Annotated in this window: 26 protein-coding genes and 1 pseudogene; 12 read left to right on the top strand and 15 right to left on the bottom strand. The window is 74.0% G+C overall.

From position 1 onward, the window contains the following. Window positions 1-26 precede the first annotated feature (26 nt). Window positions 27-1,148: an NADAR family protein gene (locus FHX73_RS27580; RefSeq protein ID WP_145908608.1), complete on the top strand. Its 1,122-nt coding sequence runs from the start codon at window positions 27-29 to the stop codon at window positions 1,146-1,148. A gap of 84 nt (window positions 1,149-1,232) precedes the next feature. Here the strand turns inward: FHX73_RS27580 and FHX73_RS47330 are convergent, their stop codons facing one another. Beyond that, window positions 1,233-1,523, bottom strand: coding sequence for a tectonin domain-containing protein (locus FHX73_RS47330; RefSeq protein WP_281292725.1), 291 nt, complete (start codon window positions 1,521-1,523; stop codon window positions 1,233-1,235). Between the two features lie 236 nt (window positions 1,524-1,759). Next, a pseudogene (locus FHX73_RS47685) lies at window positions 1,760-2,035 on the bottom strand (MmyB family transcriptional regulator); the annotation flags it as partial. Between FHX73_RS47685 and FHX73_RS27570 the strand changes: the two are divergent. From FHX73_RS27570 to FHX73_RS27545, 5 genes are all read left to right on the top strand, one after another. Then, complete coding sequence (locus FHX73_RS27570) at window positions 1,992-2,402, top strand: SDR family oxidoreductase (protein ID WP_425461453.1); 411 nt, start codon at window positions 1,992-1,994, stop codon at window positions 2,400-2,402. The pseudogene FHX73_RS47685 and the gene FHX73_RS27570 sit on opposite strands and share 44 nt — an antisense overlap. A 67-nt stretch (window positions 2,403-2,469) precedes the next feature. Next, entirely contained in the window at window positions 2,470-2,808 is a 339-nt protein-coding gene (locus FHX73_RS27565; protein WP_145908607.1) for a nuclear transport factor 2 family protein, read from the top strand. Between the two features lie 241 nt (window positions 2,809-3,049). After that, window positions 3,050-4,357 carry a S1C family serine protease gene (locus FHX73_RS44945; protein WP_170305097.1) on the top strand — a complete coding sequence of 436 codons (1,308 nt, stop codon included), beginning with the start codon at window positions 3,050-3,052 and terminating at the stop codon, window positions 4,355-4,357. 200 nt (window positions 4,358-4,557) lie between these two features. After that, the gene (locus FHX73_RS27550) at window positions 4,558-5,127 is read left to right on the top strand and encodes a cysteine dioxygenase family protein (RefSeq protein WP_145908606.1); all 570 of its coding nucleotides are present in this window, start codon (window positions 4,558-4,560) and stop codon (window positions 5,125-5,127) included. Further along, entirely contained in the window at window positions 5,124-6,530 is a 1,407-nt protein-coding gene (locus FHX73_RS27545) for an FAD/NAD(P)-binding protein (RefSeq protein WP_145908605.1), read from the top strand. Before FHX73_RS27550 ends, FHX73_RS27545 begins: the two co-directional genes overlap by 4 nt. Window positions 6,531-6,691: 161 nt before the next feature. Here the strand turns inward: FHX73_RS27545 and FHX73_RS27540 are convergent, their stop codons facing one another. Next, window positions 6,692-7,042: a hypothetical protein gene (locus FHX73_RS27540; RefSeq protein ID WP_211786350.1), complete on the bottom strand. Its 351-nt coding sequence runs from the start codon at window positions 7,040-7,042 to the stop codon at window positions 6,692-6,694. A gap of 182 nt (window positions 7,043-7,224) precedes the next feature. Here FHX73_RS27540 and FHX73_RS27535 point away from each other — a divergent pair, with 182 nt between their 5' ends. Further along, window positions 7,225-8,742: an MFS transporter gene (locus FHX73_RS27535; RefSeq protein ID WP_145908604.1), complete on the top strand. Its 1,518-nt coding sequence runs from the start codon at window positions 7,225-7,227 to the stop codon at window positions 8,740-8,742. Between the two features lie 7 nt (window positions 8,743-8,749). Here FHX73_RS27535 and FHX73_RS27530 read toward each other — a convergent pair whose 3' ends face one another. After that, window positions 8,750-10,030: a hypothetical protein gene (locus tag FHX73_RS27530; RefSeq protein ID WP_145908603.1), complete on the bottom strand. Its 1,281-nt coding sequence runs from the start codon at window positions 10,028-10,030 to the stop codon at window positions 8,750-8,752. A gap of 30 nt (window positions 10,031-10,060) precedes the next feature. Continuing rightward, window positions 10,061-10,516 (bottom strand): MarR family winged helix-turn-helix transcriptional regulator, encoded by a 456-nt coding sequence (locus FHX73_RS27525; RefSeq protein ID WP_145908602.1) that lies wholly within the window; start codon window positions 10,514-10,516, stop codon window positions 10,061-10,063. Window positions 10,517-10,634: 118 nt separating this feature from the next. On the opposite strand from FHX73_RS27525, the gene FHX73_RS27520 reads away from it, so the two are divergent. Next, entirely contained in the window at window positions 10,635-11,579 is a 945-nt protein-coding gene (locus tag FHX73_RS27520; protein WP_246213913.1) for an LLM class flavin-dependent oxidoreductase, read from the top strand. Window positions 11,580-11,601: 22 nt separating this feature from the next. Here FHX73_RS27520 and FHX73_RS27515 read toward each other — a convergent pair whose 3' ends face one another. Further along, on the bottom strand, window positions 11,602-12,210 hold the full coding sequence (locus FHX73_RS27515; RefSeq protein ID WP_145908601.1) for a hypothetical protein: 609 nt from the start codon (window positions 12,208-12,210) through the stop codon (window positions 11,602-11,604). Between the two features lie 185 nt (window positions 12,211-12,395). On the opposite strand from FHX73_RS27515, the gene FHX73_RS27510 reads away from it, so the two are divergent. Further along, window positions 12,396-13,793, top strand: a complete 1,398-nt coding sequence (locus FHX73_RS27510; RefSeq protein ID WP_145908600.1) for a hypothetical protein — start codon at window positions 12,396-12,398, stop codon at window positions 13,791-13,793. A 127-nt stretch (window positions 13,794-13,920) separates the two neighbouring features. Next, complete coding sequence (locus tag FHX73_RS27505; protein ID WP_145908599.1) at window positions 13,921-14,682, top strand: class I SAM-dependent methyltransferase; 762 nt, start codon at window positions 13,921-13,923, stop codon at window positions 14,680-14,682. Window positions 14,683-14,781: 99 nt separating this feature from the next. On the opposite strand, the gene FHX73_RS27500 is transcribed toward FHX73_RS27505, so the two are convergent. The 3 genes from FHX73_RS27500 to FHX73_RS27490 form a co-directional block, all read right to left on the bottom strand. Beyond that, window positions 14,782-15,228, bottom strand: coding sequence for a CU044_2847 family protein (locus FHX73_RS27500; protein ID WP_246213912.1), 447 nt, complete (start codon window positions 15,226-15,228; stop codon window positions 14,782-14,784). A gap of 49 nt (window positions 15,229-15,277) precedes the next feature. Next, window positions 15,278-16,714 carry a serine/threonine-protein kinase gene (locus FHX73_RS27495; protein WP_145908598.1) on the bottom strand — a complete coding sequence of 479 codons (1,437 nt, stop codon included), beginning with the start codon at window positions 16,712-16,714 and terminating at the stop codon, window positions 15,278-15,280. Between the two features lie 113 nt (window positions 16,715-16,827). Beyond that, window positions 16,828-17,778 carry a GlxA family transcriptional regulator gene (locus FHX73_RS27490; RefSeq protein WP_170305096.1) on the bottom strand — a complete coding sequence of 317 codons (951 nt, stop codon included), beginning with the start codon at window positions 17,776-17,778 and terminating at the stop codon, window positions 16,828-16,830. Between the two features lie 72 nt (window positions 17,779-17,850). On the opposite strand from FHX73_RS27490, the gene FHX73_RS27485 reads away from it, so the two are divergent. Then, a complete protein-coding gene (locus FHX73_RS27485) occupies window positions 17,851-18,489 on the top strand; it encodes an HD domain-containing protein (RefSeq protein ID WP_145908597.1) in 639 nt (212 codons plus the stop codon). 24 nt (window positions 18,490-18,513) lie between these two features. On the opposite strand, the gene FHX73_RS27480 is transcribed toward FHX73_RS27485, so the two are convergent. Further along, entirely contained in the window at window positions 18,514-20,697 is a 2,184-nt protein-coding gene (locus FHX73_RS27480; protein ID WP_145908596.1) for an FUSC family protein, read from the bottom strand. 313 nt (window positions 20,698-21,010) lie between these two features. On the opposite strand from FHX73_RS27480, the gene FHX73_RS27475 reads away from it, so the two are divergent. Further along, window positions 21,011-21,556: a GNAT family N-acetyltransferase gene (locus tag FHX73_RS27475; protein WP_484140836.1), complete on the top strand. Its 546-nt coding sequence runs from the start codon at window positions 21,011-21,013 to the stop codon at window positions 21,554-21,556. 80 nt (window positions 21,557-21,636) lie between these two features. Here the strand turns inward: FHX73_RS27475 and alaS are convergent, their stop codons facing one another. The 5 genes from alaS to FHX73_RS27450 all read right to left on the bottom strand — a co-directional run bounded on the left by alaS (window position 21,637) and on the right by FHX73_RS27450 (window position 26,879). Next, the gene (alaS, locus tag FHX73_RS27470; protein WP_145908594.1) at window positions 21,637-24,291 is read right to left on the bottom strand and encodes an alanine--tRNA ligase; all 2,655 of its coding nucleotides are present in this window, start codon (window positions 24,289-24,291) and stop codon (window positions 21,637-21,639) included. A 221-nt stretch (window positions 24,292-24,512) separates the two neighbouring features. Beyond that, the gene (locus FHX73_RS27465) at window positions 24,513-24,866 is read right to left on the bottom strand and encodes an HAD family hydrolase (protein WP_145908593.1); all 354 of its coding nucleotides are present in this window, start codon (window positions 24,864-24,866) and stop codon (window positions 24,513-24,515) included. Further along, window positions 24,863-25,414: an orotate phosphoribosyltransferase gene (locus FHX73_RS27460; RefSeq protein ID WP_145908592.1), complete on the bottom strand. Its 552-nt coding sequence runs from the start codon at window positions 25,412-25,414 to the stop codon at window positions 24,863-24,865. The genes FHX73_RS27465 and FHX73_RS27460 overlap by 4 nt, the downstream gene beginning before the upstream one ends. Then, complete coding sequence (locus tag FHX73_RS27455) at window positions 25,411-26,010, bottom strand: SLOG cluster 4 domain-containing protein (protein ID WP_246213911.1); 600 nt, start codon at window positions 26,008-26,010, stop codon at window positions 25,411-25,413. Before FHX73_RS27455 ends, FHX73_RS27460 begins: the two co-directional genes overlap by 4 nt. After that, window positions 26,007-26,879, bottom strand: a complete 873-nt coding sequence (locus FHX73_RS27450) for a hypothetical protein (protein WP_145908591.1) — start codon at window positions 26,877-26,879, stop codon at window positions 26,007-26,009. The genes FHX73_RS27455 and FHX73_RS27450 overlap by 4 nt, the downstream gene beginning before the upstream one ends. Window positions 26,880-26,890 lie beyond the last annotated feature (11 nt).

The raw sequence follows: 26,890 nt of genomic DNA, 5'->3' as shown, positions 1-26,890 counted from the left end.
GGCCTGCGCTGCGACACAATCCCAGGATGATCGGCAAACGGATCACCCATCGCACCGCGGACGGCGTCCGCATACCCGGAACCTGGCGGCACGTCTTCATCCGCAACGGCGGCCACTACTTCCTCACCGACCTCTTCATCTACGCTGACGGGCTCATCAACTGCTGGGGCCTGGTGACCATCGAGGAGTTCGAGGAGAAGCTGCGCACCGGCTGGGTGACCACCAGCATCCCCGAGGGCGCGGAGGCGTCCGCGCACGACCTCGCGGAGTGGAAGTTCAGCGAGCCGCGGAGCTGGCTGACCCCCGAGCTGCTGCTCGCCGAAGTCCGCGACACCATCGACCAGCTGAACCGGCGGCCGGACTCGACCGGCCGCTGCCTGGCCGCCGTCGACGCCTTCCTCGCCGACCGGACCGAGGAGAACCGGGCCGCCGCCCATGCCGCGTTCCTGGCCATCCCGGCCTCGCGGCGCCGCTACGCGCTGGGAGACATGGATCGGAAGGACGCGCCGCTGCGAGTGCTGCTGGCAGGGCCCGGCGGCCGAACCTACGTAGCGGCCGATCCGCCGATCACGCAGGAGGTCTACGACAGCGCCCTCGCGTATTTCGAGGAGCGGGCCCGCCGGCGCGCCGAGCGGGCCGAACGCGTCCCCACCGACGGACCGGCGGCGTCCCACGCCCCTGCGGTGCACCTACACCAGACGTTTCCGAAGGAGCCGCTGGACGATCCCGGCACGGTCGGCCTGCGCACCGAGTACCCCGCCCCGATCACCATCGGAGAGGCCGACTACCCCTCCGTCGCCCATGCCTACTGGGCCCTGTCGGTTGCTCAGCCCGAGCTCCGGGCCGCGATCGCAGCGGCGGATTCCGCCTTCACGGCGCGCAAGCTCGCGGCCGGGGCGCCTCGCCGCGAGGGCTGGGAGCAGGCCCGGACCGCCGTCATGACGCGCCTGCTGCGCGCCAAGTACGACCAGCACCCCGAGCTGGCCGAGATCCTGCTGTCGACGCAGGACGCCACCTTGATCTACGACGACCTGGAGTCCGCCTTCTGGGGCGACAACGGTGGCCGGGGCCGCGGCTGGACGGGGCGCCTGCTCGAACTGGTCCGCTCCGAGCTGCACGCGCGGCGGACCGGGATCCCTGAGCTGTGACGGGATCGGGCTCGCAAGGGGCGGGCCCGGCTTGGTGCGGACCCGCCCTCCCGGTCAGGGCCCGCACGAGAGGCGAGGCCGGGATCAGCTCGGCTGGTCGCCGGTGTAGCGGTAGATCTCGCCGGCGCTGTTGACGTGCCACACGGTGCCGTCGGCGCCGGCGGCGATGTCGCTGGCGGTACCGGGGATCTTGATCCACGGGTTGGCGTCGTGGTTGGTGTAGCGGTAGATCGCGTCGGCGGAGTCCACGCCCCACACGTTCGTCCGGGATCCGGCGTCGATGCGGACGAGGACGAGGGGAAGTGCGGCCGAACCCCCTTGGCCACAACCCGCGTCCCACCCACGCGGGATCGAAAGCTGCCGCGAACTGTGCATCCGGGCCGACAAGGTGACGGTGCGGCAGGCCGGACACCCCTGGCAACACTGCCACCCTGGACCCCGGACGACGAGTCGAGCCCGCCCGCCCCTCGACCTGACGCACCGTCAGGACAGCAGCAGCGCCGGCCGTTCGGCGTCGAGGCTGCCCGGCGCCGCCGTGCCCACCAGGAGGTGGCGGCCGGGGCGGCCTGGACGTCGAAGGTCTGGTAGCTGAGCGTCAGTTCGCCCACCCGCGGGTGCCGGAAGGCCTTGCTCCGGCTCCCCAGTCGGCCCACGTCCTGACGGCTCCACAGCTGCGCGAACTCCGGGCTGTCCGTCAGCAGGCCCTCGATCAGGGCGGCCGTGCGCGGGTCGTGCCGGTCCCGGCCGTGGGCCGCGCGCAGTGCCGCGACGGTGTCCCGGGCCACGGCGGGCGGGTCGACGTGCTGGTCAACAACGCCGGGGTGATGCCGCGGTCGCGGCTGGATGCGCTGCGGGTCCAGGAGTGGGACCGGATACCTGCACGGCATCGCCGCCGTGCTGCCGGTCATGCGGGCGCAGGGCAGCGGACACCTCGTCACCGTCTCGTCCGTCTCGGGCCTGCGGGTCGACCCGACGGCGGCCGTCTACAGCGCCACCAAGCACGCCGTCCGCGCGCTGTGCGAGGGGCTGCGCCAGGAGAGCCGGGAGCTGCGGGTCACCGTGGTCAGCCCGGGCCTCACCCGCAGCGAGCTGACCGGGACCATCGCCGACGGCGCGGTCCGGGAGGCGGTGGAGGCTCGGATGGGCATCGCGATCCCGGCCGCCGCGATCGCCGAGGCGATCCACTTCGCGCTCACCCAGCCCCCCGAGGTGGACGTCAACGAGATCGTCGTCCGCCCCACGGCGCAGGACTGACAGTGAGGATGGGCGGTGGCAGTCTGGCAGTGCACCCGACCCACCGCCGGCCGAAGGGCACGCACCCATGAACAGCACCCCCGCGAGCGTCATCGAGGCGGCGTTCCGCTGCTACCGGTCGCAGGACCTGGCGGCGGCCCTGCCGCTGTACGCCGAGGACTTCACCTTCACCAGCCCGCAGGACGACCGCATCGACAAGGCCGCGTTCTTCGAGCGCTGCTTCCCCACCGCCGACCGGTTCACCCGGCAGCGCCTGCTGCACGTCACGCCCGCCGACGGGGAGTTGGTGTTCGCCTACTACGAGTACGAGCTCGCCGGTGGCGATCGGTACCGCAACGTCGAGGCGATCACGGTGCGCGGCGGGCTGATCCGCGAGGTGCGGGTGTTCTTCGGGGGCCGCGAGTAGCCGGGTTGAGGAAGAACTCATCCTCGTCTTACGCGAACGGTACCGACCGCTGGGCATCATGGAGTTGAAGGCCGCCCGACCTGCACGATCAGGGCCGGGGCGGCGCTGGGTCAGCTTCTCGACACGCACCAGAAGCGGGACTGTGATGAGCGCACACGAGGAACCCGGGGCCCCGTCCCCGTCCGACAGGTCAAACAGCGGCGGCCAGGACGGCCCGTCCGGCGGCTGGGGTCCGCCGCCGGTGCCCGGACCGCCCCCGGCCGGGCCGTACGGCCCGCCGCCGTCCGACCCCTACGGTCCGCCCCCGGCCGGGCCGTGGGGCGCGCCGTCCGCCGGCCACCACGGGTCGGTGCCGCCCGGGCCGTACGGTTCGATGCCGCCGCCGCTCCCCCCGTACCCGCCCTACCCGCCGCACCTCGGCTACGGTCCCCCGCCGCCGCACCGGCACCGGGCCCGCAAGTTCCTGGTGCCGCTGGCGGTGGCCGCCGTGGCGCTGGCCGCCGGCATCGGCATCAACCGGACGTTCTGGCAGCCGAACGGCTCCCAGCCCGCGGCCGGCCCGGCCGCGCCGATCGCGCCCTCCGGCAGCGGCGGCGGCAGCACCGGGGCCACCGACGTCTCCTCCGAGGTCGACCCGACCCTGGTGGTGATCAACACCGTGCTCGGCTACCAGGACGCCCGCGCGGCCGGCACCGGGATCGTGCTCAGCTCCACCGGCGAGATCCTCACCAACAACCACGTGATCGACGGCGCCACCTCGATCACCGCGACCGACCTCGGCAACGGGCGCACCTACACGGCGAGCGTGGTCGGCTACGACAGCGCCAACGACCTGGCCGTGCTCAAGCTCAGCGGTGCCTCCGGCCTGGCCACGGCCAAGACCGCCGACTCCTCGAAGGTGCAGGTCGGCGACCAGGTGACGGCGATCGGCAACGCGGGCGGCACCGGCAGCGCGACGCCGGCCTCCGGCACGGTGACCGGGCTCGACCAGTCGATCACCGCGAGCGACCCCGGCGCCGGCACCTCCGAGCAGCTCAGCGGCATGATCCAGGTCAACGCCGACGTGCAGGCCGGCGATTCGGGCGGCTCGCTGGTGAACTCCAGCGGCGCCGTGATCGGCATCGACACCGCCGGGTCGGACGCGGGCAGCGGCGGCGCCGGGCAGCAGGCGGACCCGCAGGGGTTCGCGATCCCGATCGACACCGCCCTGCCGCTGGCCAAGCAGATCATGGCGGGCAAGTCCGGCCCCGACGTGCACATCGGGCAGACCGCCTTCCTCGGCGTGCAGGTGGCGACCGGTTCGGGCTACGGCTCCGGCTCGGGCGCACCGCTCGCGGGCGTGATCACCGGTTCGCCGGCCGCCCAGGCGGGGCTCGCCGCGGGCGACGTGATCACCGCTGTCGACAGCCAGTCGGTCAGCAGCCCCGCCGCGCTCACGGCCATCATGGCGAGCAGCAGTGTCGGCCACCCGCTCACCGTCGAGTGGACCGACGCCGCCGGCACGCCGCAGAGCGCGACGATCACCCCGATCAGCGGACCGGCCGGCTGACCCGGCCACACCTGCTGGTTGTTCTGTGGCAGACAAAACTTCTGCTTATGCAACGGACTGTGGCGTAGCCACGACTCCACGTGACGCCTGTCCCGCCCGGGCCGCCGCCCCACCGCCCCGCCGATCCATAAGTCCCGCTTGGTCAATGGCTTATGAATCATCGTTGGACAACAGGGCACGGTCGGCTCGATGTTGGCAGCATGACGCCTCCCCCTGCACCCGAAGCGGTGATCGCCCGGGTCACGGCACCGATCGGCGAACTCATTGCCGGCCTCCGTACCGTGATCCGGCGCGGTCTGTCACCGGAGTTGACGGCCCATCTGGTCGGCGAGCTGCTCGCACCCACGCTCGGCAGCGCGGACCTGCTCACCGCCCCGCAGCGCGAGGGCGACCCCGACACCTACCGGCAGCACGTGCTGCACGCCGAACCGGACGGCAGCTTCTCGCTCGTCGCCCTGGTCTGGCTGCCGGGCCAGCGCACCCCGATCCACGACCACGTCTCCTGGTGCGTCACCGGCGTCTACGAGGGCCAGGAGCACGAACGCCGCTACCGGCTGCTCGCCGACGGGCCGACCTCCCGGTTGATCCCGATCGGCGACACGGTGAACCCGGCCGGCTCCGTCGCCGCCTTCGCACCGCCCGGCGACATCCACCGGGTGAGCAACTGCGGTACGGACAAGGCGATCTCGATCCACATCTACGGCGCCGACATCTCCCGCCTCGGCACCAGCATCCGCCGGACCTACCACGCGCCCGAGGGTGAGCGGTGAACCAGCGCGACACGGTCCACGACATCGCCGTCGTGGGCGGCGGCGCCGCCGGCACCCTGACGGCGCTGCGGCTGCTCCACCACGCGGCGGTGCCGGTGCGGATCTGGCTCATCAACCCCGGGCCGGCCGGCCGCGGCCTGGCCTTCGGCACCGAGGCCCCGCACCACCTGCTGAACGTCCCGGCCGGGCGGATGAGCGCCCACCGGGACGACCCCGGCCACTTCACCCGCTGGCTCGGCGACCGGGCCGGCGAGCACGACTTCGTGCCCCGGGGCCTGTTCGGCCGCTACCTCGCCGACAGCCTGGCCGAGGCCGGCCACCGCGCCGACGCGCCCGACCTGATCCGCGTGCACGACCGGGTCGTCGGCCTCACCCACCGCCCGGCGGCGACCGGCGCGCCGCTGCGCCTGCGACTGGCCGGCGGACAGTCCCTCGACTTCGCCGCCGCCGTGCTGGCCCTCGGCAACTTCGCGCCCGGCACGGCCTGGGCGCCGCCCGCGCTGCGCGACTCCGCCGCGTTCCTCGCCGACCCCTGGACGCCCGGCGCGCTCGACGCGGTGCCCGAGGACCGCGACGTCCTGCTCGTCGGCACCGGCCTGACCATGGTCGACATGGCGCTCAGCCTGCGCCGCCCCGGCCGGGTGGTGCACGCGCTGTCGCGGCACGGCCTGGTCCCCCAGCCGCACGCCACCGTCCCGGTGCCCACCGTGGCCGCCCCGGACCTCGACGCGCTCGCCGCCGGCGCCGGGCTGGCCGGGCTGCGCCGGGCCGTGCTGTGCCACATCGCCCGCTGCCGCCGGGTGCACGGCGACTGGCGGGCGGGGGTGGACAGCCTACGGTCCGTCACCAGCGCGCTCTGGCAACAGCTGCCGCCCGCCGACCGGGCCCGGCTGCTCGCCGAGGACCTGCGCCTGTGGGAGACCCACCGCCACCGCATCCCGCCGGTCAGCGCGAACGCCCTGCGCGCCGCCGTCGACGCCGACCAGGTCCGCACCGGCCGGGGCACCGTGGCCGGCGCCGAACCGGCCGGCCCGCCCGGCGGCGGGCTCGACGTCCGGCTGGACGACGGCCGCCGGCTGCGGGTGGGCGCCGTGCTGAACTGCACCGGCTCCGAGGTCAACCTCACCCGGGTCGACGACCCGCTGGTCACCGAGCTCCTCACCACCGGCCTCGGGACGCCCAACCCGATCGGCGGCGGCTTCCTCACCGACCCCGACGGCCGCCTGCGCCCCGCCGACTCCCTGACCCCGGCGCCGCTCTGGACGCTCGGCTCGCTGCGCCGCGGCAGCCTGCTGGAGACCACCGCCATCCCGGAGATCCGCTGCCAGGCCGACGACCTCGCCCTGCTCATGCTGGACCGCGCCGCGCTGGCCCTGGCGGGCGAGGGGGCGCCGGCACGCTGAGGCTCGCGGGAGTGGTCGGGGTGCCTGGGGTGCGGAAACGTCGCGCCCGAGGCGCCCGTCGAGGTACGGCACGCTCCGGCCGCCGCGGAGCGCGCCACGGCGGCATCGGCGGGCCAGGCAGCGCCGGCACGCTGAACCCCGTTGGCGTGGCCCGGCGCTGCTCAGGCGGCGCCGGGCACGTCGACGTCGCGCCTCAGCCGCCCGTCGAAGTACGTCACCCGCCAGCCGCCTCCGAGCTCCTCGGCGAGCCGCTCGGCCAGGGTGCGGCCCAGGGCGTAGAACGCCTCCTCGGCCTCCGGCTCGGCGAACGCGCTGGACGCCGGGTCGTCCCAGTCGAGGATCGCGTCGTACTCGGCCGCCCAGTCGGCCAGCCGCCCGGCCAGGTCGGCGCTGAGGCCCAGCGACGGATCCTCCGGGGAGAGGTCGCCGGCGTCCGGGTGGACCAGCCACAGCGGGTGGCACTGATAGTCCGCCAGGACCCGGATCCCGCGCGGCTCGTGCTGGTCCGTCATGCTCCACTGCCTCTCGTGTCGTGCCCTGATCGGCGTCGATCCTAGACCGCCCGGCAAATGGGGAGCGGGTGAAGGAGCGGCTCCCCCGCTCTCCGGCCGGGGACCCCCGCCCGGCCGAAGGCCGGGGCGCGTCGCGACGCCGCCTCCCGAGTGCCGGTCGGTCCAGGACGGAGGATGGGGGCATGGAGGAGCGCGCGGGGCTCGCCGCCGACGGGCCGGCGCCAGAGGCGGGGGCCGGGTCGGAGCGGGGCTCCCTGCGGCGTGACCTGGCCGGGCCGCTGCGCGGATTGCTGGTGGGGCAGTGCCTGGGGCAGTGCGGCGACGGGCTGGCCCAGATCGGGTTCGCGCAGTTCGTGCTGTTCGACGTCGGCCGGGGCGCCAGCCCCGGGCGGATCGCGGCGGTGCTGGCGGTGACGCTGCTGCCGTTCAGCGTGGTGGGCCCGTTCGCCGGGGTGCTGCTGGACCGGCTGGACCGGCGGCGCACGCTGGTGCTGGTGTCGGTGCTGCGCGGGCTGCTGGTCGCGGTCGGGGCCGTGGTCGTGGCGGAGCGGTGGACGGCGCCGGCCTACCTCGCCGTGGTGCTGCTGCTCTCCTCCTCGCGTCTGGTGCTGACCGCCAAGGGCGCCGCGCTGCCGCGCACGGTGCCCCGGGCGCGGCTGGTGCCGGCCAACGCGTTCTCGGCGCTGACCGGATCGGCGGCGGCGTTCCTCGGTGCACTGGGCGGCTCGCTCTTCGTCGGCCGCTCGGTGGTGGCCGCCTTCCTGGGCGCGGGGGTGCTCTACGCGGGGGCGGCGGCGGTGTTCGCCCTGCTGCCCGGGCTCGGGCCGGAGCTGACGGTGCCTCGGGGTTCCGCGCTGCCGGCCGTCCGGCGCACGGTGGCCGACCTGGTCGAGGGCGTGCGGCTGGCCGCCCGGACGGCGGCGATCCGGCGGCCGCTGCTCGCGGTCGGGGCGCACCGGCTGCTACTGGGGGCGGGGTTCGTGGTGCTGGTGCTGGTCGCGGACTCGCAGTACCGGCTGCGGGCCTCGGGCTACGCGGTCGCGCTCGCCGCCACCGGCATCGCCACCTTCGCGGCGAGCGCGGTCGCCCCGCCGCTGGCGGGCCGCTACGGGGCCCGGGCGCTGGTGCCCGCCGCGTTCCTGCCGGCCGCCGCGGCGGCGTACGTCGGCGGGCTGTTCCCCTCGCTCTGGGTGCTGGTGCTCTGCCTGGCGGTGGCGGCGTTCGCCTTCCAGGTGCTGAAGGTCTGCGCGGACGCGCTGGTCGGCGGGGCGACTCCGGACGCGGCGCGCGGGCGGGTGTTCGCGCTGTACGACCTGCTCTACAACCTCGCCTTCGTGCTGTCCGCGCTGGTGCTGGTGCCGTGGTGGCAGGCGGGGCGCGAGCGCACGCTGCTGTGGTGGGTGGCGGCGGGGTTCACGGCCGGCTGGGTGGTGTTCGGCTCGGTCGGCCGCCCGACCCGCGACGGCGGCGGCCGGTGGTGGCGGCGAGGCCCCCGCCGCCGGCACCGCCCGCACCTGCGCGGCCCCCATCCGCACCTGCGCGGCCGCGCCACGGCCCTGGTCGCGGGCGCACTGCCCGCGCTGGCGTTCCCCGCGCCGGCCTGGTGGTGGTTGGCGCCGGCCTTCACCGTCCTGGCCGCCGCCTGCCAGGCGACCTTGCGGCGCGCCCCGGCGGACAGCGACGGCACGGGCAACACCTGACGGCTCGTCACCTGCCGCCGAAGGCCGCCAGCGCCGCGCGGGCCGCCGGGTAGAAGTCCGCCGGGAAGCCACGTTCGGACGTCAGGGCCGCTTCGAGCAGCGGCGCGGCCGCGACGGCGGGGGTTCCGATCCGGGCGATGGTCCGGACCGCCTCGCGGCAGGGCTCGTCGGCCTCGCCCGAGCGCAGCGGTTCCAGCGCCGCCAGCAGGACCGGGAGGGCGGGGTCGGGGTCGCCTGTGATCCGCCACCAGGCACCGGCGGCCTGGACCCGGGTCCACGGGCCGGCCGAGGTCAGCAACTGCCGGACGGCGTCCGCGTACGGGAGCGCCAGCGGCCCCAACTCCCCCAGCCGGCCCAGGTCGGCGTACCCCAGGCCTCTGGTCGAGGTGTCCGCGAGGAAGGCCAGGAAGGTCTGCGGGCGGCCGGTGATCCGCCAGTGCGCCCACGCGGCGTTCTGCGCGCCGTGCCAGCGCCGTCGGCCGGTCGACTGCAGGGTGCTGCCGTCGTGGCGCGGCGGTTGGGTGCGGCCGCGGACGAAGCCGTCGAGGGTGTCCACCGCGGGCCCCGCCGCCGGGCCGATGCTGCCGAGCACGTCGCAGGCCCAGCGCACGTTGCGGGTGGTGAGCGTCGACAGCAGCTCCGGAACCGCCGCGCTCGCGGCGGGGCCCCAGGCGGCGAGCGTGGTGAGGACCGGGCGCAGCCCCTCCGAGCCGGCCGCGTCGAGGAGCATCCGGCGGATGCCGGGCAGCAGTTCGTCGGCGGAGCCCACCAGCGGCCGCAGCACCTGGCCGAGCGAGGTCACCTGGAAGAACGGGGTTCGGCTGCTCGACGCCAGCCACCGGTGCACCGGCTCCAGCACGCCCGGGTGGCCGAGCCGGGCGAGGGCCAGCGCGGCCGGTCCGGCGATCCGGTCGTAGGAGTCGGCGGCGGCCGCGAGCAGCGCGGGCACGGCCGGGGCGAGGTCCTGGGTGGAGTCCGCCGACACCAGGCCCGCCAGCGCCAACGCCGCGTCGCCCCTGGCCAGGGAGCGGTCGGACGCCACGCACCGGACCAGGCCGGCCACCAACTCGGGCCGGGGCGTGCGCCATCGCCGCAGGATGTCCGAGGCCATCGAGACCGCGCCCTCGACCAACTGGGCGTCCTTGGAGTCGAACCCGCCGAGCGCGATCTCGATCCCGCGCTCCACGTGCTCGGCCTCGTCCAGCCGCAGGTCGTTCGGATCCACGCCGATGGATTCGAGCAACTTGCGCGCCCACCAGCTGTGTTCCGTCCCGCGCCCGATCGTCATGATCCGCAGGCTACCGGCCGTCCCGGGTGATCAGCCGACAGGCCCCTCGGCCGGGGCGACAACGACCGCCCGCAGGGCGCGCACCAGCGCTTCGGCGTCCGCGTCGGCGAGCGGGGCGAGGAAGCGCCGCTCCATCTCCGCCCGGGCCTGCTCGGCCTCGCGCAGCCGGGCCCGGCCGCCGGCCGTCAGCTGGACGATGTTCTTGCGCCGGTCCGCCTGGCTGCGGCGGCGCTCGACCAACGCCTTGCCCTCCAGCGCGTCGACCAGGGCGACCATGGTGGTCCGGTCGATGCCCAGCACTCCCGCCGCCGCCAGCTGGGACAGCTCGCCGTGCGCGTCGAGCACGGCCAGCACGGCGAGTTCGCGCCCGTCGAGGTCGTGCGGCGCCAGGGCGCGCGCGGATTCCTTGGTCAGCCGCAGGTAGGCGTGCTTGAGCAGGTAGCCGAGCCGGGCGGTGAGGACCTCGGGCGGTGCGTCGTGCGTCATGGCCCGAATCCTATCCGCGAACTGATGGTCAGTCATACTGACGATCCGCTACGGTGACGAATGCCGACCGCCGATCCGGCGCGCGGCAGCACACCCACGCGAAGGGCGCCTGGCACACATGTCCGACCAGCACATGTCCGACCAGCACATCCCCGCCGTCACGTTCGGCCTCAAGACCACCCCGATGCGGGTCTCCTACCAGGACGTCTTACGGGTCTGGCAGGAGGCCGACGAGCTGCCCGAGATCGCCGACGCCTGGCTCTGGGACCACCTGATGCCGATCGCCGGACCGGCCGACGGCCAGATCCACGAGGGCTGGACCCTGCTCAGCGCGCTGGCCGCGAGCACCCGACGGCTGCGCCTGGGCCTGCTGGTGACGAGCAATCGGATCCGGCCGCCCGCGCTGCTCGGCAAGATGGCCAGCACGGTCGACGTGATCTCCGGGGGCCGCCTGGTCATGGGCCTCGGCGTCGGCGGCACCGTCCAGCCGGCCAGCGCCGGCGGCATCGCGGGCGACAACCCGGCGATCGCCGAGTACGCGGCCTACGGCCTGAGCCTGGTGCCGCCCGGTGAGGGCCTGGCCCGGCTGGCGGAGACCATCGCCATCCTGCGCGGCATGTGGACCCAGGAGGTCTTCGACTTCCACGGCCGCTACTACACGCTGACCGGCAACCGGAACGAGCCGAAGCCGGTCCAGCGCCCGGGCCCGCCCCTGCTGATCGGCGGCTGGGGCGACCGGACGCTGCGCCTGGTCGCCGAGCACGCGGACATCTGGAACATCCCCGGGCCGCCGCACAACTCCCTGGAGCGCATCGCCGAGCGCAGCGCCGTACTGGACCGGCAATGCGCCGCCCTCGGCCGCGATCCGCGCTCGATCACCCGCTCCGTGCAGTACATCGTGTCGTACGACGATCCGGCCGCCGACCGCAAGGCCGTCGGGGAGCTGATCGCCGCCGGCCTGACCCACATCGTGCTGAGCCTGCGCAGCCCCTACCCCCCGGGCGCGGCCCGGTGGCTGGTGGACGAGATCATCACACCGGTGCGGAGCACGCTGGCCGTCTGACGGGCAGCCACTTGTTGGGCCCTCAGCTCCCCGCCGCCGCGCGGGCGCCCGTCACCCGCTCGGCGGCGGCACTCACGAAGTGCCAGCGGGGGCGGGCGACGCCGTACTTGCGCTCCCAGCGCTCCCCGGCGGCCGCCACCCGGGCCTCGCGGGCCAGCGCCGCGTCGTCCAGGGTGTCGAGCAGGCGGGCCCGCCGCTTGATCCGGGAGGTGACGGCCTCCTCGATCCACCGCTCCAGCTCGATCCGTTGCAGCAGGCTCAGCCGGTTCGAGTAGGAGTAGACGGCCCACCGGCTGGTGTTGCGGCCGAGCGCGGAGAGCCAGCAGCTGCGCAGCCGGCCCCGGCGGTCGCAGAAGTAGAGCCGCTCCGCCCGCATCCCGACCACGTCGGCCAGCGCGATCCGCCGGCTCCGCAAGGACCCGCGCACCAGGATCCCGTCCTGGTCGGCGTGGACCATCGCCCGCTCGGCGCGCACGGCGGTGGCCACCCCGGCCCCCAGCAGCAGCACCCCCGCGACGCCGCCCCCGGCCGCGACCACCAGGGCGCCCGGCAGCAGCCCGACCCCCACCAGCGCGGCGCCCGCCGCCCCGTACCGGCTCGGCGCGTCCCGCCTGATCAGCAGAGGTTCCATGCCCGCTCCCATCCCCCGGCACCGCCCTGGTGCCGGGGACAGCATGGCACCCGTACCGCGCAGGTTTACCCCCGGCTACCGCCACGGTTTGACGATCCGTCGGCGGCCGGTGGCTAGCGTCGGGAACCGCGCCGTCCCGCAGCTGCGCCGGGCGCACGACACTGATCGAGTCCTCGGGGGATCCATTGGCATTCACGGGAGCGTCCGCGCTCGTCCGTCCACTGCTCGCGGCGGGCTGCGCCTGCCTGCTGCTGACCGGCTGCGGCGGCGGAACCGCCGGCCGGCCGGCGAGCGCGAGGCCGGTCACCGCGCCCCCGTCCGGCGCCCCGGCCACGCCCTCGCCCTCGGGCTCGACCCCGGCGTACAGCGGCCCGGCCCTGCCCGGACTGGCCGCGCACCCGATCGCGCTGGTGAAGGCCCCGCTCGCCGGCGTCCCGTACCCGGTGGGCGACTCGTTCGTGACCATCGACTTCACCCTCGCCGCGACCGGCACCGGCAGCTCCAACCCCGGGCAGCTGACCTTCTACAGCGCCGCGACCGGCCGCCAGATCGCCACCGCCCAGGTCCCGTTCTACGGAACCGCCCAGGTGGGCGACTTCAACGGCACGCCCGCGATCTTCGTGCACGGCACCGAGGTCACCGCCTCGGACGGGCTGAGCACCGCCGGCTCGGTGGAGCACGAGGTGGGCTTCGACGCGAGCGGGCACAAGGTGACGGACCTGTCCTGGCCCACCTCCGAGGCCCGCACCGGCCTGGCCGGCTGGAGCGCGACCACCGCGAAGTCGCCCGGGGCACCGCAGTTGGTGATCTATGACCAGGACGGCTCGGCCCGCCTCACCCTGCCCGCCGACCAGACCGGCTACGTCCCGCTGGAGCCCGAGCTGCTGGACATCGTGGACGGCGTCGCCCTGGTCGACCACAGCCGCCCGTCCGCCGGCGGCAGCGGCACCGACCACTACCTGGCCGCCTACGACCTCACCCACCCCGGCGACCCGCTCTGGACCAGCGACTCGGCGCGCCCGGCAGGCATCACCTCCGCCACCCCGAGGCTCTGCTTCACCTCGGGCGCCACGATCGGCCTGCTCTGGCCGGCCGGTGGCGGCAAGGACGTGCTGGCGGTCCAGGACGTGCACACCGGCGCGGTCAAGGGCGCCACCCCGCTGATCGCGCCGTCCTCGACGCTCGACGGCACCCCGCCGGAGGCCGACAACGTCCAGTCGGACGAGGCCGTCCTCGCGTTCGCCGAGGGCAACCCGGCGAGCAGCGTCGCGGTGAGCCTGACGGACGGTCACGTGATCTGGCAGCAGTCCGCCGGCCAACAGGCCTTCACGCCCATGGTGGTGGTCGGCGGCGTGGCCTACGGCAGCTCGCCGAGCAGCCCGACCAGGAGCAGCGGCGTCTACACCCGCGCCAGCCTCGCCGTGGACCTGCACACCGGCCGGGTCGCGGCGGACAACCTGCCCACGGCCCCGCTCTCGGCCACCGACAACGGCTACGCCCTGGTTCCTGACGAGCCGTCCGACCGCCCGGACGACGGGGACCCGATCGGCTACTGGATCTTCAAGGCCGCCGCCCACGGCTGACCGAGGGCGCGAAGCGCACCCCGGGCGCCCTGACGTGCTCTCACATCGAGTTCGCACGCCTCCCGGAAGGCATCCTCGGACAATAAGGTATGTATCCGAACAGCTTTAGCCGACCGGGGAGCACACCATGCCCGACCACAGCCCGAGGGCGGCCGACATCCACTTCGACGCCAGCTACGACGGCGACTCGCTGTACGGCCCCGAATCCCCCCTGCACGAGATCTACGGCGACATCATCCCCTGGGACATCGAGGGTCCCCAGCCCGCGCTCGTCGAGGTCGAGGCAGCCGGCGGGTTCCGCGGCGAGGTGCTCGACGTCGGCTGCGGCCTCGGCGAGAACGCCCGCTTCCTGGCCGGGCGCGGCCACCGGGTCACCGCCCTCGACGTCTCCCCCAAGGCCATCGCGCGCGCCGCCGAACTGACCGCGGCGCTCGGCCTCGACGTGCGGTTCCTCGTCTCCGACGCCGTCACCCTCGACGGGCTGGCGGCGGACGCCCGGTACGACACCGTGATAGACAGCGCCCTCTACCACGGCCTGCCGCCGGACCAGCGGCGGCAGTACCTCGCCGCACTGCACCGCGCCACCACGCCGGGAGCCACCCTGCAGGTGATCTGCTTCTCCGACCAGGTACCCAGGGAGATCGCCTCGCCGAACCGCTGCACCGAGCAGGAACTGCGCGCCACCTTCGCCGGAGCGGGCTGGTCGATCAGCAGCCTGCGGCAAACCACCTACACCACGTCCGCGCGCTTCACCCTGGACGTGCTCCACCAGGTCGTCGACGCACTGGACGTCCCCGGCGGGCGGGAGTTCGCCGACGGCCTGCCGACCGACGAGCAAGGCCGGCTGCTCATGCCGGTGTGGGCTGTCACCGCCGACCGCGCCGGCTAGACCGCGTCGTCGGGGTCGTCCGGGCGGGTCCGCCACAGTCCCTCGAAGGCACGGCGCAGCGCCGCCGGCCGCGCCGGGGTCGGAGAACCAGGCCATCGCTCAGTCGGTCTGCCGGGCGGCCGGGTCCGGGGTCCGCGCGCTCTGCTGCGGGAGCTGCCAGGTCGCCGAGACCTTCATGCTGGCCTCGCCGCTGCCGCCGACGATGCCGAGCTTGAGGTCGGCGCCGAACCGGACGCCGAACTCCACCGACACCTCGTGCGGGGGCTGCGGCACCTGGGCGACGGTGTCGTGCACCTCCTGCAGCAGCGGCACCAGCGGGCTGAGGGCGGCGCGCAGCGCGTCCTGGGTCACCTTGGCGACCCGGCCCGGCTGCTCGCCCGGGCCGCGCGAGACCGGGCGGCCGCCGGCCAGCCCGGGCGGGAGCAGGTCGAGCTCGTCGTCGTCCTCGTCCGGCGCCGGCCGGGCGGGCGCCGGCTCGACGGCGGGGAACGCCTGGAGCAGAACTGACGAACCGTTGGCGAACTGGAATTCAAGAAACTCCGACACAGCGGCGATTGTGCCAACTCGCCCGCCCGCCCGCAGCGAGTTCACGAGATCACCCGGGCTTGTCACCGGGGCGGGCGCAGGCGACGGCCGGGGCGTCCGCCGGGGCGGCTTCGCAGTGGTAGGCGCTGTCGGCCCGGTCCTGGCTGAGGTAGCGGGCGGAGCACTGGTCGACGCCGGCGTCGGCGCAGAACGTCAGGGCGGCACCGCCGCTCGCGAACTCGCCCGGTGCGCGGACGATCCAGTAGCCCGACGGCAGCGAGGCCCAGGCGTCGCCGTCCAGCAGCACGGCGCCGGGCACCTGCTGCTGGGCGTCGGCCAGTGCCTGGTCGCGGTCCTCGGGGCCGGCCGAGCGCGGGACGGCGGCGAGCTGGGCGATCCAGCCGGTACCGGCGGGAGACGGCGGTGCGGTGGGGGACGGCAGGGCGGCGCTGGGCTTGGGTTGCCGTCCCTGGCCGGCCAGGCCGATCGCGGCGGCCGCGACGAGGCCGGCGCCGGTGACGGCGACCACGGCGGCGACGGCGGCGGGATGCCGGTGGTGCGGGCGCCGCCGGGGCTGGGGCCGCCCGCCGTCGGGGAGCCCGTCCAGCGCGGCCACCAGGGTCGGCGTCTCCCCCGGCCCCGGCCGAACCGTGCTGACGACGACGGTCTCGCCCTCGCTGCTCAGCACGGCGGTGAGCAGCGTGCGCAGCCGGCCGGCCGACGGGCGGTCCTGCGGCTCGCGGGTGAGCAGGGCGTCGATCACCGGCGCCAGCGGGCCGGCCCGCGACGGGGAGGGCAGCGGGAGTTCGCAGACCGCCCGCAGCGTCTGCCACAGCGAGTCGCGCAGCACCGGGTTTCCGCCCTCGACGCAGGCGTAGAGCAGCATGCCGAGCGACCACAAGTCGCAGGAGGGCCCGACCGGTTCGCCGTTGATCCGCTCCGGCGCCATGTACTCCGGCGAGCCGATGATGTCGCCGGGCGCGGTGAGCGTGGTGGTGCCCTGGAGGGTGGCGATGCCGAAGTCGGTGAGCACGGCGGTGCCGTCGGGGCGGATCAGCACGTTGCCCGGCTTGACGTCCCGGTGCAGGATCCCGGCCGAGTGCGCGGCGTCCAGCGCGCCCAGCACGTCCAGCCCGATCCGGGCGGCCCGCACCGGGGTGAGCGGGCCGTCCTCCAGCAGGACCTCGCGCAGGGAGCGGCCGGGCACCAGCTCCATCACCAGCCAGGGCCGGGGCCGTCGGTCGAGCACCTCGTGGATGGTGACCACGTTGGGGTGGCCGATGCCGGCGAGCGCCCGGGCCTCCCGCAGCACCCGCTCGCGGCTCCGGGCGGCCTGGTCCGGGCCGTCCTCGATGACGGCCCGCACCTCCTTGAGCGCCACCTCGCGCCCGAGCAGCAGGTCGCGGGCCCGCCACACCGTTCCCATGCCGCCGGCGCCCAGGTGCGCCAGGAGTTCGAAGCGTTCGGCGACGAGGTCGCCGACGGAGTGTGTCGCCGCCTGGGCCATGGACCTCTTCCTCGCCGTGCACCTGTTCGGGGACTGCTCTGCTGTGCCTTCGAGGAGCCTGCCCGGCGGAACGTGAGGATTCGATGAGGTTCGTTGAGGCTCGGTTCGCCCGGTCAACCGCCCTGGGCGCGGAAGGTGGCCCGGTACTCCGCGGGCGAGGTGCCGACGCAGCGGTGGAAGGCCGCCCGGAAGGTGGCGGGGCTGCCCAGGCCGCTGAGCCGGGCGACCTGTTCGACGGGAACGGCGGTGGTCTCCAGGAGTTCGCGGGCCCAGTCGATCCGGGCGGCGGTCAGCCAGGCCATCGGCGAGGTGTCGGTCTCCTGCTGGAAGCGCCGAATGAAGGTGCGTCGGGACATGTGCGCGCGCTCGGCCAGTTCGTCCACGCTCTGCGGGCGGGCGAGGTGGTCGAGCATCCAGGCGCGCACCGCCGCGAGCTCCGCGCCGTGCGCGGGCGGCCGGAAGCGCTCGATGAACTGCGCCTGGCCGCCTGCCCGTTGGGGCGGAGCGACGAGCGCCCGGGCGCGCGTGTTGGCCGCCGCGGCGCCGTGGTCGCGGCGGATCACGTGCAGGCACAGGTCGATCCCGGCGGTCACGCCGGCCGCGGTGAGCACGTCGCCGTCGTCGACGTAGAGCTCGTTCGGGCGGACCTGGATCCGGGGGTAGTGGCGTTGCAGGTCGGCGGCGTCCTGCCAGTGGGTGGTCGCGGGGCGCCCGTCCAGCAGCCCGGCGGCGGCCAGCGCGAACGCCCCGGTGCAGATCGACACCAGCCGGGCGCCGCGGGCGTGCGCCGCCCGGATCGCGGCCAGCGCGGCGGCGGGGGGCGCGCTCCGCACGCCCTGGTAGCCGGGGACGACGACGGTGTCGGCCTCGCGCAGCGCCTCCAGCCCGGCGGTGGTGCCGACGGTGAACCCGCCGCTGGTCACGGGCCCGGAGGCCGGGTCGGTGCACACCGTGACCCGGTAGTGCGGGTCCGTCCCGAAGGTCTGCACCGGGATGCCCAGGTCGAGCGGGAGGACCCCGGGGAGCGCCAGCACCACGACCCGGTGCCGTTCGACGGCCGACATGGCACGATCTTAGCGATGCATGGCCTGCGTGCCACTTCCGGCGGTGCGGCCGCGGCTCGTAGCCTGCCGCTCATGGAGTTCTCCCTCGACCTGCCGACCGGGCCACTGGCCGACGCCGTCCTCGCCACCGCACGCGCCGGCGAGACCGTGCCGGTGTTCAACCACAGCGTGCGCAGCTTCCTCTTCGCCGACCTGCTGGCCGCCCACGAAGGGTGCCGGACCGACGCCGAGTACGACCGCGAGCTGCTGTTCGCCGCGACCGTCCTGCACGACCTGGGCACCGGCGGCCTCGCCGAGGGCGCCGCCCGCTTCGAGGTGGAGGGCGCAGACCTGGCGGCGGAGCTGCTGCGGCGCCACCGGGTGCCGGAGGCGGACGTCGACCGCGTCTGGGAGGCGATCGCCCTGCACGCCTCGCCCGGCATCGCCGAGCGCCGGGGCCTGCTGTGCCGCCTCACCCGCGCGGGCGTGTGCATGGACTTCGGGCAGGACGCGCAGATCGCCGCCGGGTGGCAGGAGCGGATCCACACCGCCCACCCCCGCCTGGGCATGGTCCGCGCCCTGGTCGACGCGATCGTCGAGCGCGCCGCCCGCTCCGACGCGGCCGCCGCCCGCTACACGCTCGGCGGCGAACTGCTCCGCGAGCGCCGGGCCGACGGCGTGACCGGCCTGGAGCTCACCGCCGCCCGCGCGCCCGCCCCCTGGTCGGAGTGACCGACCGGGCGGCCTGAGACCCTGTCAGGCCGCCGCGTGACGACGACGGGGGCGGTCGCGCGAGGCGATGGTCTCGGTCAGGGATTCGACCGCATCGACGGTGGCGGTACTCAGAGCGAGGGCGCGGCCGGGCGTGCCGCTGTCGGAGCTGTCGGGGCCGTCGGAGCTGTCGTCGCTGCCGGAACCCTCGGAGCCCTCCGAGCCCTCCGAGCCCTCGGAGCCCTCGGACGTCTCGGCCAGCAGGCCGGAGCGGGCGGTGAACGAGTCGAACACCGAGCGCAGTGCCCCCGGAGCCACCGTCTCGGCTCCGGCGGCGGCGCGGGCCAGGGCGGTGAGGTGTTCGTGCAGCGGATCGACCAGCTCGGTCAGCTCCGGCACGGTGTCCTGCGGAGTGAGCGGCAGGTGTTCGGCCAGCAGGGTGGCGCACCCGGCGACCGCGGACACCTGAGTGCTGATCAGCTCCAGCTGCGCACCCGACCAGGGGCAGCGCTGCTCGGCCGGCTCGGCGTGCGACTGCTCCACCGCGACCGCCAGCTCCTCCCTGACCTGCCGTGACCGCGCCCGCAGCGCGTCGACGGCCGCCCAGTCGGTCGCCCCGACATCGGCGTAGCCGGTCAGCAGCTCGGGCAGCAGCTGCTCCTGCACCCGCAACCACTCCGCGAGCAGGCCCGGCACCCGCCGGGCGGACCAGGTCGGCCAGACCAAGAAGATGAGCACGGCGAGCGCGGCGCCGACCACCGTGTCGGCGGCGCGCGCCCACGCCGTGGGCCCCGGCAGCCCGCCGACGTGGTGGATCAGGAAGACGATCCAGCAGGTCAGCCACAGATTGAGCATCAGCTGCCCGGTCCGCAGGGTGGCGAACGACACCGCGGCCAACACCACCGACGCGACCGCCAGGCCGCCCGGCGACCAGTGCGGCTGGGACAGCGCCCAGGCGAGGAGGCTGCCCAGCACGGCCCCGGCCGCTCGCCCCCAGGCCCGGGCGACGGTGTGCCCGTACTCGGGGAAGAGCACCAGCATGGTGGTCAGCGCCACCCAGAAGCCGTGCGCGGAGATGCCGAGACCGCCCCACCCGCCGATCGACCGGCCGATGACCTCCGCGACCACCACCCCGACGGCCAGCCGCACCGCGTGGCGGAAGATCGGTGACTGGGGCCGCAGTTGGGCCTGGATCCGCCGGGCGGTGCGCGCCACGGACGAGGTGCCCGCGTACAGACCCGGCACCTCGGCGGGAGGCTCCAGTACGTCCCCCAGCCGCTCGTCGGTCGAACGCTGCGCCAACTGCTCGGCCTGCCGCAGCCGCGCGACCAGGTCGCGCGGGCCACGCACGGGCGAGGCGGCCGCCCACGACTCCAGGAGGGCGCCGACTGCCTCGGGCGTGCGGTGCTCGCGCCCGGTGGCCACCGTGCGGGAGATGTCGCCCAGCACCTGCGCGGTGGCGGCCAGCGCCTCCCGGTTCCCGTCCGCGGGGGCCATCAGCCGGACCGTGTGCAGCGCCCGGCGGATCCGCTCGGCCTCTCCCAGCAGCCCGAACATGGCCGCGGCCACCGGCCGGCTGAACTGCGGCAGCAGGTCCAGCGCCTGCCGGGCCGCCGTGAACGGAGCCGACCCGCTCAGGGCGGCCGGACCGGCTGCGACGGAAGCCTCGGCGAGCGACCGGTAGAGCGCCGCGAGGGCCCGGCGCTGGGCGGCGAACCGCGAGTCGTACGGCGGGAGCAACTGCACCACCACGACCAGTCCGGTCCCGGTCGCGATCCACCCGGCCATCACCAGCCCCCCGTGCACGCCGGGAGCCAGGTCAGCCGTGATCATCAGCCCGACGACCGCGAGGCAGCCCCGGATGCCGGACGCGACGCCCAGCGTCCGCCAGAGCCCGGCAGCGAAGGCCGCTACCCCGAGCAACAGCAGGAACAGCCAAGTCCTCCCGTGCACCAGCGCCCCCACCACCGCCATCGCACTGAACGCCACGGCCACCCCGAGCGCGGTCACCACCGGGTGCCGCAACGGGCCCACCATGGTGCCGATGGCGCAGATGAACGCGCCGACACTGGCCATCGACCCGGCGATCGGGTCGTCCAGCACCAGGCCGAGGACCGCGGCGAACAGCACGGCCAGAACGGCCCGCGCAATCGCCGACGGAGCCGCGAACGCCCGCTGAACCCGCAGCCCGTCCCGCCCGACCTCGATCCACGACGACCACCAGCCCATGCCCGGGCCTCCTTCGCGACACAGCGCGTCACCAGGTCTCTCATCCTCAGCGCGCCCCGCCACGGCTGCCACTCACTGCCGCTGGAGTGCCAAGCGGGCTACCACGGAACCGACGGCCTGACTGCTGACCTGGGCATCGCTGTCGGCGTCGTTGTGGCCTAACGCACCTGGCACCGATCGGAGTGATCGTTGGTCAGCCGAACCTCCGGGTCTGGAAACAGGCTGGGCATTACGACTGGATCACCGACGCGACGTCCCGTGACAATCGATCATCCCGCAGGCCGAAGGCGATCGTTCCGCCGACACTGATCGTGTGACTCGAACCAGTGATCCGCCGGCCCGGGACGGCCCTGCTGGTCTCAGCACCGTACGGCGCTTCGCCGAGGGGGATTCGGTGGAGCAGCTGACCGGATTGCTGCATCGCGCGTACGCCGACCACGCGACCGCCGGGCGGGTGTTCTTCGCCTCGTACCAGTCCACGCAGGACACCGCCTACCGGCTGGGCAAGGGTGAGTGCTGGGTGGCGTTCCGGGGAGACGCGATGGTGGGGACGGTGACGGTGGCGGATCCCTTCGTGGCCCCAGCGGGGTACCCGGCTCCGGTGGGCTCGGGGTCGTTCTGGCAGCTGGCGGTGGAGCCGTCGCAGCGGGGCACCGGGCTGGGGCAGCGGCTGCTGACGCTCGCGGAGGAGCGGATTGCCGCGTTGGGTTGCGGGCAGGTGGTGATCGACACGTCGTCCCAGGCGACCGAGCTGGTCGGCTGGTACCGCCGGCGTGGCTACCTGCCGGTGGGCACGTGGCGGTGGGACGTCACCAACTACGAAAGCGTCGTCCTGGTGAAAGACCTGCTGGCCCGCTGATCGTGGCGGCGAAGGCATGCACCGGGCGGCGGTCCCGAAATGGGATCCGCCGCCCGGTGCATGCTCATCTACTCGGCCGCCTACTGGTCGAGGGCGCGGATCGCTTCCTGGGCGGCGATGTTGAGGGCCTCGTCGAGGGCTTCGACACGGCGGCCTCCGGCGTTGGCGACTGGTCCCTTGCCGCCTGTTCCGCCACCCACAGCGCGGGCAGCACCCGCGAGGATCTGGCTGGCCTCGGCTCCGCCGTTGAGGAGACTGGGCGTGATGGCGGCGACGAGCAGAGCCTTGCCGTCGTGTTCGGTCCCGAGGACGACAACGGCGCGTTCGTTGCGGAGGCGGTCGGCCGTGCCGGCGGCGAGGACGCGCAGGTCATCCGCCCCGAGCCCCGTGACCCGCTGCGAGACGATCCGGCCCCCGGGTACCTGGCGGGCACCCGAGGCGAACTGTCCCGCCTGGCTCCGTAGTTCGGCCTCGCGCAGGCGGACGAGCTCCCGCTGCATGGTGGCCAGGGCGTCGAGGCGCTTGTGCAGAACCTCGGGAGCGTGCTTCGGGCTTGTGCCGAGGAGTGTGGAGACCTCTTCGAGCAGCCGACGCTCGGTGTCGTGGTGGCGGAGGGTGCCGTGGCCGGTGAGGGCTTCGACGCGGCGCAGGTTGGAGCCGACCGAGGACTCGCTGAGCAGGCGGAAGGCGCCGACCTGGGAGCCGTGGTCGACGTGTGTTCCGCCGCACAGTTCGCGGGAGAAGTCGCCGATGTCGACGATGCGCACGGTGTCGCCGTACTTCTCGCCGAACAGGGCGATGGCGCCGGCGGCCTCGGCTTCGACGCGGTCTGCGTGCCAGGCCCGGACGGCCGGGTCGTCGAGGACGTGGCCGTTGACGGCGGCTTCGATCTCGGCGAGCTGCTCGGGGGTGACGGCGGAGAAGTGGGCGAAGTCGAAGCGGAGCCGGTCGGGTTCGACGAGGGATCCCTGCTGGCGGGCGTGGTCGCCAAGGGTGGCGCGGACGACGGCGTGCAGGATGTGGGTGGCCGAGTGGGAGCGCATGAGGCCCTTGCGGCGGTCGGCGTCGACGGTGGCTTCGCCGCTCGCTCCGGTGCGGATCTCGCCTTCGATCACGCGGGCGCGGTGGACGCGGAATCCTTCCAGGCCGTATCGGGTGTCGGTAATCCGCAGCTGGGTGCCGTCGGTGGTGCGCAGGGTGCCGGTGTCGCCGATCTGGCCGCCGGCCTCGGCGTAGAACGGGGAACGGTCGAGGACGAGTTCGACGGTGGCGCCTTCGGGGGCGGTGGTGGTGACGGCTCCGTCGGAGATCAGGCCCAGGACGACGACCTCGGCGTGCAGGTGGTCGTAGCCGAGGAAGTCGGTGCGGGGCAGGCGGGCGGACAGCTCGCGGTAGGTGTCCTGTTGGCGCAGGGCTTGGGTGGTCTTGGCCTTGCCGCCGGCCTTGGCGCGCTTCTTCTGCTCGTCCAGCAGGGTGGCGAAGCGGCCTTCGTCGACCGTCAGCCCGGCGTCGTGGGCTGCCTCGACGGTCAGTTCCAGGGGGAATCCGAAGGTGTCAGCCAGTTCGAAGGCGGTCTCGCCGGGCAGCGCGGTGGAGCGGCTCTGGCGGGTACGGGTGATCGCGGCGTTCAGCAGCCGGGTGCCCTGCGCGAGGGTGCGGGTGAACGACTCCTCCTCGGCGGTGACGACCTGCTCGATGAGGGCGGCCTGGTCGGCGAGTTCGGTCCAGACGTCGCTGAGGTTGGCGATCACGCTGCTGGTGGTCGGCGCGAGGACCTCCTGGTTGATGCCCAGCAGCCGGGCGTGCCGGATCGCGCGGCGCATGAGGCGGCGCAGGATGTACCCGCGGCCGTCCTTGGCGGGCAGCACGCCGTCGGCGATCAGGTAGGCGATGGTGCGGGCGTGCTCGGTGACGACCTGGAAGGAGACTTTCTCCTCACCGCTGCCGGGGTAGTCGCGGCCCGCGAGTTCCTGAACCGTCTTCAGGGTCGGCAGCAGCAGGTCGGTGCTGCAGACGTTCTCGACGCCCTGGAGGATCGCGGCGAGGCGGTCGAGGCCGAGGCCGGTGTCGATGCTCTGCTGGGCGAGGTCGCCGAGGATCGGGAAGTCGCCCTTCTTGTCGCCTTCGCCGCGCTGGGACTGCATGAAGACGAGGTTCCAGATCTCCATGAAGCGCTCGCCGTCGACGGCGGGGCCGCCTTCGGGGCCGAAGGCGGGGCCTCGGTCGTAGTGGAGCTCGGAGGAGGGTCCGCAGGGGCCGGGGACGCCCATGGACCAGAAGTTGTCCTCCATGCCGAGGCGTTGGATGCGCTCGGCGGGGACGCCGATCTTGCGCCAGAGCTGTTCGGCCTCGTCGTCGTCCTGATAGACGGTGACCCAGAGCCGGCCCCTCTCCAAGTTGTAGACCTGGGTGAGGAGTTCCCAGGCGTAGGCGATGGCGTCGGCCTTGAAGTAGTCACCGAAGGAGAAGTTGCCGAGCATCTCGAAGAAGGTGGCGTGCCGGCTGGTCCGGCCGACGTTGTCGATGTCGGAGGTCCGGGCGCACTTCTGGATGCTGGTGGCACGAGAGTGCTCCGGGGTGACCTCGCCCAGGAAGTAGGGCTTGAACTGGTTCATGCCGGCGTTGGTCAGCAACAGGGTCGGGTCTGCGGGGATGAGCGGACTGGACGGGACCTGGCGATGGCCGCGGTCGGTGAAGTAGTCCAGGAAGGTGGAGCGGATCTGCGTCGAGCGCATGGCGGTACGGCCTCACGGAAGAGTCGTGGAGGGTGGGGGGAGATCACACGCCGAGCCGGGCCGAGAACAGGGACTGAGAAGTTCTCAGTTCTCCAGCTCGACGCAGATAGCTCGCGCCCCCACGGTGTAGACCATGACTCCAGATCCGTCGCTCACTGATGATGCAGCGCACACGTGCCGATCTTCTGTGCGCTGCACCATCGAGCGTAGCTGATCCGGCGTCAAGATCGCTTGCTGTTGCCGTCGGACTGCCCCGCGCGCAGCAGGGCGAGCAGCACGTCGGTGAGCTCGGAGGGATCGAGCAGGACGAGGTCGGCTCCGAAGCTTGCGAGCGCCTCGGGCTCGGTGAAGCCCCAGCCCGCGCCCACGGAGGTGACGCCCGCCGCTCTGGCTGCGTGGACGTCCGCGTCCATGTCCCCGACGAAGACGGCGGCGCTGGGAACGACGCCGAGTCGGCCGCGGGCGAGGTGCAGCCCGTCGGGCGCGGGCTTGGGAGTGGCGTCCTCGGAGCAGACGACGGTGTCCATCAGGTCTACGAGGACGCCGTCGACGTCGAAGAGCGCGGCCCACTTCATGCGGTGGCTGCCCCTCCGGGGTCGGGCAGGTCGGCTTCGGCGAACAGCGCGTGTAGCCTGACGCGGTGTTCGGCCAGCAACTCGCGGCCGCCGAGCGGCCGTTCAAGCACGCAGAGCGCGTCGGCGACAGGCCCGCCGGCGATCCGCAGTAGGCGGGCCATGTGCAGCAGCTGGCTTCCGGAGCGGGTGACGTCGTCGACCAGCACGGTGCGGCGGCCGTCGATGGCGGCTCCCTCGATCTGGTGCTGGGAGCCGTAGCCCTTGGGTCGGCGGCGCAGGAAGACGGCGGGCAGCCCGGTCGCGGCGGACAGGGCGACGACGAGCGGGATTCCGCCCAGCTCGATGCCGGCGAGCACCTGCGCGTCGCTGGGGACGAGCGGGACCATCGCGGTGGCGACGTCGCGCAGGAGGGTCGGGTCGGCGGCGAGGCGGTACTCGTCGAAGTAGTTGTCGAGCTGCCCGCCGTCCTGGAGCTTGAAGGGGGCGCGGACGCAGGCGGTCTCGGCGAGCCGGGCGACAAGGCCGGCCAGCGACGTGCTGGTGGTCATGGTCCTCCGATCAGGCTGGTCGTGAGGGTGGCGAGGTGAGTGCGGAAGGCGTCGGCGGACTCGGCGGTGCTCAGGAAACCGAGCGGTCGGGTCGGGGTCTCGTACAGCCACCGTTCGTGGTGCAGGAAGTCGAGCAGGCGCGCGGCGGCTGGGCCGGCGAGGCAGACCGGGACGGGCCTGATGGTGGTCGCGTAGTAGAGCGAGGCGGTCAGCTCGTGCAGGGTGCCGACACCGCCGCCCATCGCGACGACGAGGTCGGCGTGGTCGAGGTAGTGGTTGAGCCGGGCACCGAGGTCGGGCAGGTGGACGGACATGGTGGCGTGCGGGTTGAACGCGCCCCACTCGTCGTGCTTGCCGATCAGGGTGACCGCGGTGACGGTAGCGCCTTGGGAGGCCGCTCCCCGGGCGGCGGCTTCCATCAGGCCGTTGTAGCCGCCGTGCAGCAGTTGGTATCCGGCCTGGGCGAGGCTGCGTCCGATCTCCTCGGCCATGGCTTCCTCGTTCGCCGAGGAGGGGACGACGCCCCCGAAGAAGACGGCGGTCAGGCCCTCGCGGGCCCGGCTGGCGGCCGGGCCCGCGAGGTGGAGTGCGTTCACGCCAGCTCCTGGTAGGTGCGGTAGGCGGTGACGGCGTCGTGCAGACCGTCGAGCGCCTGCGGGCAGGCCCGCTCCACCAGGGCGAGCATCCGCTCGATCGCGTTGGTGACGTCTGCGGCCTGCGGGATCGCCGGGCCGCTGATCGCCGTGTCGAGGTCGTCCAGGCAGGCCCGGCCGATCGGGGTCACCGCGATCTGCTCGCGCAGCTGGTACCAGCCCCAGAACTGCGAGGCCGGCACGAGCGCGGTCTTGATGAGGTCCTTCGTCGCGGTGTGCAGGCGGTGCCACTCGGAGTAGGCCACGAACCGCTGTCCCCGCTTGATCCGCTTGTGCAGGAGCACGGCCAGGACCAGGTGCTCGATCAGCAACTCGGCGCACGTGCGGGGGCGGGCGAGGTAGGAAGCGGCGAAGCTCTCGGCCACCGCGATGTCCTGGACGGCCGCAGGCGCCGACTCTCGATCGAGGACGACGGCGGTGTTGACCGTCTCCCGCAGGCGCGGGATGCGGGAGACGGGCGCGAGGTAGAGGTCGATCTGGTGGAGCCGGTCGTTGTCGGGGACGAGGAAGACCATCCCGACGCCGCCGAGGTCGGCGACGATCGTGTCGCGCCAGCCGGGCAGCAGGGCCCCGGCTTCGACGGACATCAGGGTGTCCACCGCCTCGATGAAGGTCGGCAGTTGGGCATCCTGCACGCCGACGACGAGGTCGACGTCGGAGAGCCGGTCGGCGGTGCCGTACGCCAGGGATCCACGGACCATCAGGTGGGTGACGGCCGGGGACGTGGCCAGGATGTCCGCCAGCTTGGACAGCAGCGGCAGTTGGGCGGGCCGGTTGGCCTGGGTGATCTCTGCCAGTTGCAGGGTGGGCATGCGCTTCTCCC

The sequence above is a fragment of the Kitasatospora viridis genome (genome assembly GCF_007829815.1).
Taxonomy (GTDB): Bacteria; Actinomycetota; Actinomycetes; order Streptomycetales; family Streptomycetaceae; genus Kitasatospora; species Kitasatospora viridis.
Note: the sequence above shows the minus strand (reverse complement) of the source record. Positions and strands in the feature narration are given on the sequence as shown.

Excerpts from the sequence above, each read along its gene's own strand:
- FHX73_RS27580 (WP_145908608.1), top strand. The coding sequence starts at position 27 with ATGATCGGCAAACGGATCACCCATCGCACCGCGGACGGCGTCCGCATA.
- FHX73_RS47330 (WP_281292725.1), bottom strand. The coding sequence starts at position 1,523 with ATGCACAGTTCGCGGCAGCTTTCGATCCCGCGTGGGTGGGACGCGGGT.
- FHX73_RS27570 (WP_425461453.1), top strand. The coding sequence starts at position 1,992 with ATGCGCTGCGGGTCCAGGAGTGGGACCGGATACCTGCACGGCATCGCC.
- FHX73_RS27565 (WP_145908607.1), top strand. The coding sequence starts at position 2,470 with ATGAACAGCACCCCCGCGAGCGTCATCGAGGCGGCGTTCCGCTGCTAC.
- FHX73_RS27550 (WP_145908606.1), top strand. The coding sequence starts at position 4,558 with ATGACGCCTCCCCCTGCACCCGAAGCGGTGATCGCCCGGGTCACGGCA.
- FHX73_RS27540 (WP_211786350.1), bottom strand. The coding sequence starts at position 7,042 with ATGACGGACCAGCACGAGCCGCGCGGGATCCGGGTCCTGGCGGACTAT.
- FHX73_RS27535 (WP_145908604.1), top strand. The coding sequence starts at position 7,225 with ATGGAGGAGCGCGCGGGGCTCGCCGCCGACGGGCCGGCGCCAGAGGCG.
- FHX73_RS27530 (WP_145908603.1), bottom strand. The coding sequence starts at position 10,030 with ATGACGATCGGGCGCGGGACGGAACACAGCTGGTGGGCGCGCAAGTTG.
- FHX73_RS27525 (WP_145908602.1), bottom strand. The coding sequence starts at position 10,516 with ATGACGCACGACGCACCGCCCGAGGTCCTCACCGCCCGGCTCGGCTAC.
- FHX73_RS27520 (WP_246213913.1), top strand. The coding sequence starts at position 10,635 with ATGTCCGACCAGCACATGTCCGACCAGCACATCCCCGCCGTCACGTTC.
- FHX73_RS27515 (WP_145908601.1), bottom strand. The coding sequence starts at position 12,210 with ATGGAACCTCTGCTGATCAGGCGGGACGCGCCGAGCCGGTACGGGGCG.
- FHX73_RS27505 (WP_145908599.1), top strand. The coding sequence starts at position 13,921 with ATGCCCGACCACAGCCCGAGGGCGGCCGACATCCACTTCGACGCCAGC.
- FHX73_RS27495 (WP_145908598.1), bottom strand. The coding sequence starts at position 16,714 with ATGGCCCAGGCGGCGACACACTCCGTCGGCGACCTCGTCGCCGAACGC.
- FHX73_RS27490 (WP_170305096.1), bottom strand. The coding sequence starts at position 17,778 with ATGTCGGCCGTCGAACGGCACCGGGTCGTGGTGCTGGCGCTCCCCGGG.
- FHX73_RS27485 (WP_145908597.1), top strand. The coding sequence starts at position 17,851 with ATGGAGTTCTCCCTCGACCTGCCGACCGGGCCACTGGCCGACGCCGTC.
- FHX73_RS27480 (WP_145908596.1), bottom strand. The coding sequence starts at position 20,697 with ATGGGCTGGTGGTCGTCGTGGATCGAGGTCGGGCGGGACGGGCTGCGG.
- alaS (WP_145908594.1), bottom strand. The coding sequence starts at position 24,291 with ATGCGCTCGACGCAGATCCGCTCCACCTTCCTGGACTACTTCACCGAC.
- FHX73_RS27465 (WP_145908593.1), bottom strand. The coding sequence starts at position 24,866 with ATGAAGTGGGCCGCGCTCTTCGACGTCGACGGCGTCCTCGTAGACCTG.
- FHX73_RS27460 (WP_145908592.1), bottom strand. The coding sequence starts at position 25,414 with ATGACCACCAGCACGTCGCTGGCCGGCCTTGTCGCCCGGCTCGCCGAG.
- FHX73_RS27450 (WP_145908591.1), bottom strand. The coding sequence starts at position 26,879 with ATGCCCACCCTGCAACTGGCAGAGATCACCCAGGCCAACCGGCCCGCC.